Origin of the sequence: Citrobacter sp. wls827 (assembly GCF_005280875.1) — a bacterium.
GTDB classification, from domain to species: Bacteria; Pseudomonadota; Gammaproteobacteria; order Enterobacterales; family Enterobacteriaceae; genus Citrobacter; species Citrobacter youngae.
The window spans coordinates 353,770-358,534 of sequence record NZ_SZWR01000010.1 but is presented as its reverse complement, the minus strand read 5'-3'; the positions used below and the strand labels follow the sequence as shown (position 1 = coordinate 358,534).

Below are 4,765 nucleotides of genomic sequence, written 5' to 3'. Positions count from 1 at the left end.
TCACCTTGCTCATCCTGCTGGTGATAAACCAGCGACACCGCCAGCACGCCCGCAACGTTGCGCACTGACTCAATTGTTTTCATTAGCGTTTCACTGTGCTCTGCTTCCACCACCACAATCAGTTGACCGCTTTCCACATCGCTGAGAGCAACTTCGCAACCCGGAAACGAACGTAACTGCGTGGCGATATCGCTGATGTGCTGACTTTTGGCCTGAACGACCAGGCTGCAGACCTGCCAGTTAGTGTCCATGGTTGTACTCCGCATTAATGGCTGATACCGGACAGATAGCGACACACGCGCCGCATCCGTTACATGCCTGATTGTCGAGCTGAGGCTGATAAATACCGGACAGCGTGGGACGAAAGGTAATGGCCATGGGTTCACAGCTATCCTGACAGCGATGGCATTCAACGGACTGATGCGCGAGACAGTTGTCACCGATCGAAAAATTCAGATCCCATGCCCTGGTGTGGCGCGGAAGAAAAAGTGATTCGGGACAGGCCTCTGCGCAGGCGTAACAAAAGCTGCATTCGCCGTGTTTGAAATTTACGCTCGGGTAACCACCCTGGCCTCGCTGCAGGATGTCGGTTTCACACGCCTGGATGCAGGCGTCACAACGGAGGCAATGAGCCAGAAAATGTGAGTCTTCCATGCTCCACGGCGGACGAATCCCATTGCTGGCTTTACGCCAACTGCCTGTCAACATGCCTCGACGGGATAAATCAACCATGACATTGTCCTTCCATAATGACGCTCTCCCTCGGCGGGTTGAACGACAATAAAAAACGCACTATTTATGAGTAGTTATTTTTAGCCGTAAGATATTTCAGGATGTGTTTGAGGTGCATACCCCAATTGGGGTAAATGCTGTTGCCGGATCAAAAGAGTGTTGAGTTGGCGGGAAAAAGTGCGCTTTTGCTCACATTTCAATGAGTTATATAATCAATTATATAACGAAAACATGAAACAGAGAATAATCTCACAATTAAGATAATTCCTGGTATTTATCTCTACACAACTTATAAACCTTTAATTAATGCACTTAAAATATAAGTAAATTTAGATTAATAGACGATATGAATATGCTAACCTGCCCTTGATACGTTCATAAGACAGAAGAAAGGAAACACTGTGAACAATAAGATGAAGACAATTGTCCCTGCCGTACTCCTTGCCGCCTTCGCCAGCACCTCTGTGTGGGCGACAACCACCGATGCCAGCGCTCAGCCGCTGGAAAAAGTCGCCCCTTATCCTAAAGCGGACAAGGGAATGAAGCGTCAGGTTATTCAGCTTACTCCTGAGAAAGATGAATCTACTCTGAAAGTAGAACTGCTGATCGGACAAACGCTGGAAGTTGATTGCAACAAACATCGCCTTGGCGGAGAACTGGACAGCAAAACGCTGGAAGGTTGGGGTTATGACTACTATGTATTCGACAAAGTTACGTCTCCGGTTTCAACCATGATGGCCTGCCCGGACGGCAAGAAAGAGAAGAAATTCATCACCGCGTATCTGGGTGAAGACGGTATGCTGCGTTACAACAGCAAATTACCGATTGTGGTTTACACCCCGGAAAACGTGGAGGTGAAATACCGCATCTGGAAAGCAGAAGATAAAATTCAGGACGCCGTCGTGCGATAAGTGAGAATGTGCCGGATGGCGGCGTACCGCCTTATCCGGCATACAGACGCATGAAGTAGAAGTAGGCCGGATAAGCGCAGCGCCATCCGGCCTTTTTTTACAGCGCGATATCCGCCACAGCTTTCTGCTCAGGCTGCGGTTGCGCCTGAGGTTTTAGCCGTGGTTTCGGCGCTTCATCAGCAACCTGCGGTTTATCGTACTTCAGACCCAGTACTTCGCTGGTGTATTGCAGCTCTTGCTCCGTAGCCTCAACGTTGCCGTTCAGCTTAGTACCATAAGACGGAATGATGGTTTTCAGCTTCGCCTGCCATTCCGGGCTGGCAACTTTATCTTTAAACACTTTTTCCATCAGATGCAGCATGATCGGTGCCGCGGTTGATGCCCCCGGTGATGCACCCAGCAGCGCAGCAATGGTGCCTTCTTTATCGCTGACCACTTCAGTCCCCAGACGCAACACGCCGCCCTTCTCCGCATCACTTTTGATAATCTGCACACGCTGGCCTGCCTGCCATAAACGCCAGTCTTCTTTTTTCGCCTGTGGATAGTACTCTTGCAGCGCGGCAAAACGCTCGTCGTCGCTGAGCATGACCTGGCTTACCAGATATTTGACCAGATCGAAGTTATCCAGACCCACGTTGACCATCGGCATAAAGTTCGACGTGGTGGTAGAACTGAGCAGATCCCACAATGAACCGTTTTTCAGGAACTTAGTGGAAAAGGTTGCGAACGGCCCAAACAGCACTACGCGTTTACCATCCAGAATACGGGTATCGATGTGCGGTACGGACATCGGCGGCGCGCCAACGGAGGCCTGACCGTACACTTTCGCCAGGTGGCGGTTGACTACGTCCGGATTGTCCGCAACCAGGAACTGCCCGCCCACCGGGAATCCGGCATAGCCTTTCGCTTCCGGAATGTCGGTTTCCTGCAACAGCTTCAGCGCAGCGCCCCCGGCACCGATAAAGACAAACTTCGCCTTAATAGCGTGTTCCGCTTCGTTGTTTTTCAGATCGGCAACCGTGACGGTCCAGCTATTATCCGCGTTACGCTTAAAGCCGCGAACTTCGGTGCTCAGTTGCAGCGCAAAATTAGGTTTTTTCTGCAACGATGCAATCAGCTGGCGTGTAATTTCACCGTAGTTCACGTCAGTACCGATCTCGGTACGCGTTGCCGCGACTTTCTGTTTCGGATCGCGACCTTCCATAACCAAAGGCGCCCATTCTTTAATCTGCGCGTGATCTTCAGAGTAGCGCATACCGCGGAACAGGGTGCTTTGCTGGAGTGCCGTGTAACGGGCACGCAGGAAATTCACGTTCTCGTCGCCCCAGACAAAGCTCATATGGGGAACAGTGGTGATAAACGAGCGGGGTTCATGCATCACGCCGTTGTTGACCTGATACGCCCAGAACTGGCGGGAAATCTGGAAGGCTTCGTTAATTTCGACCGCCTTTTCAATACTGATGCTACCGTCAGCCTTTTTAGGCGTGTAGTTCAGTTCCATCAGTGCGGAGTGGCCTGTTCCGGCGTTGTTCCAGCCGTTTGAACTCTCCTGAGCAACGCCATCCAGTCGCTCTACCATGGTCATTGACCATTGCGGCTCCAGCTCCTGTAAATAGGTTCCCAGTGTGGCGCTCATGATGCCGCCGCCAATCAACAGTACATCCGTTTCCTGCTCTTCCGCCGCTTTCGCTTTTGCTGCCATCGAGACAACATTCAGCCCTACAGCCATGGTGAAGAGCATGGCAGTCACTTTTTTCATAATGTTAATGCCTTACTTTTAGTATCGCTTTTTGCTTTTTATGCAGGTGAAAATCGAGCGGTAACAACGGTAACACTTAAGTAAAAATAATTAAATATTGTTTATAAATTATATTTAAATTTTAAAAATGTTATTAATACGTTGATTCTTTATATGGTTATTGACAATCATTTCTGGAAACCTCCCCGTCAGACGGGTACTATGCTGCGCTTTGCTATTCACCGCACGGATGCCTGTCGGTCTGCTGTCATCAGGCCTTTTCTGACCTGAGAGTAACTATGTCTGCAACACACTCTTCCCCTGCCGCGGTGGCAGAACACACCACCCACACCGTGTTACGCCACCCCCGCCTGCTGGTTCGTGAAACGCTGGCCGGTGTGGTAACCGCCCTGGCGCTGATCCCGGAAGTGATCTCTTTTTCCGTTATTGCTGGCGTCGATCCGAAAGTCAGCCTGATAGCCTCGGTCGTACTGTGCCTGGCGATGTCCTTTTTAGGTGGGCGTCCGGCAATGGTTACCGCCGCTGCAGGATCGGTTGCATTAGTCATTGGCCCGATGGTGCATCAACACGGCGTGCAGTACATCCTGCCTGCGGTAGTGCTGGCCGGGATTATTCAGATCCTGTTTGGTGTGTCAGGAATGGCGCGTTTGATGCGGTTCATCCCTACGGCCGTGATGACAGGATTTGTCAACGCACTAGGTATTTTGATTTTCTTTGCTCAGGTCCCGCATTTCTGGGGGAAAAGCCCGCTCATCTGGGGGCTGTTCGTCCTGACGCTGCTGATTGTGCTGTGGGTTCCGCGGTTTATTAAAGCTATCCCCGCACCGCTGATCGCTATCGTGCTGCTGACGGTGTTCACTGTCACCAGCGGGCAACTGTTACCGACCGTCGGTGACGAAGGTTCAATGAGCGGCGGACTGCCGGGCTTGACGCAGTTACTTGTACCACTCAACCTGCAAACGTTAGCCATTATCTGGCCCTGCGCGCTGAGCATCGCTTTTGTTGGATTGATGGAATCGCTATTAACTGCCCGGCTGGTTGACGACCTGACGGTCACCCCGTCGAATAAAAACCGTGAAAGCACCGGACTGGGCGTAGCCAATATCCTGGCCGGTTTTTATGGCGGCATCGCCGGATGCGCGATGATCGGTCAAACGATTGTCAACGTTGAGATGGGGAAAGCTCGCAGCCGCGTTTCCACATTTGCCGCCAGCCTGGTCTTGCTGCTGCTCGTCACCGCACTCAGCGAGGTGATGGCAAAGATACCAATGTCAGTACTGGCGGGAATTATGGTGATTGTGGCGGTAAAAACGTTTAGCTGGCACAGCATCCGACCCGCGACGCTGACCAACATGCCGGTCGC

At 51.5% G+C, this 4,765-nt stretch carries 5 protein-coding genes; 2 read left to right on the top strand and 3 right to left on the bottom strand.

Going from position 1 to position 4,765, the window contains the following annotated elements:
- Together napD and napF are read right to left on the bottom strand one after the other, a co-directional pair.
- A partial coding sequence (napD, locus tag FDX03_RS05050) for a chaperone NapD (RefSeq protein WP_137345690.1) occupies positions 1–251 on the bottom strand: 251 nt, incomplete at its 3' end.
- The gene (napF, locus tag FDX03_RS05045) at positions 241–732 is read right to left on the bottom strand and encodes a ferredoxin-type protein NapF (RefSeq protein WP_048211122.1); all 492 of its coding nucleotides are present in this window, start codon (positions 730–732) and stop codon (positions 241–243) included. The genes napF and napD, both read right to left, overlap by 11 nt.
- 413 nt (positions 733–1,145) lie before the next feature.
- On the opposite strand from napF, the gene eco reads away from it, so the two are divergent.
- Positions 1,146–1,643: a serine protease inhibitor ecotin gene (gene eco, locus FDX03_RS05040; protein WP_048212557.1), complete on the top strand. Its 498-nt coding sequence runs from the start codon at positions 1,146–1,148 to the stop codon at positions 1,641–1,643.
- Positions 1,644–1,740: 97 nt separating this feature from the next.
- Here the strand turns inward: eco and mqo are convergent, their stop codons facing one another.
- A complete protein-coding gene (gene mqo / locus FDX03_RS05035) occupies positions 1,741–3,402 on the bottom strand; it encodes a malate dehydrogenase (quinone) (protein WP_137345555.1) in 1,662 nt (553 codons plus the stop codon).
- A 278-nt stretch (positions 3,403–3,680) separates the two neighbouring features.
- On the opposite strand from mqo, the gene FDX03_RS05030 reads away from it, so the two are divergent.
- Positions 3,681–4,765 (top strand): SulP family inorganic anion transporter (locus FDX03_RS05030; RefSeq protein WP_249356992.1); only part of this gene is annotated, 1,085 nt, incomplete at its 3' end.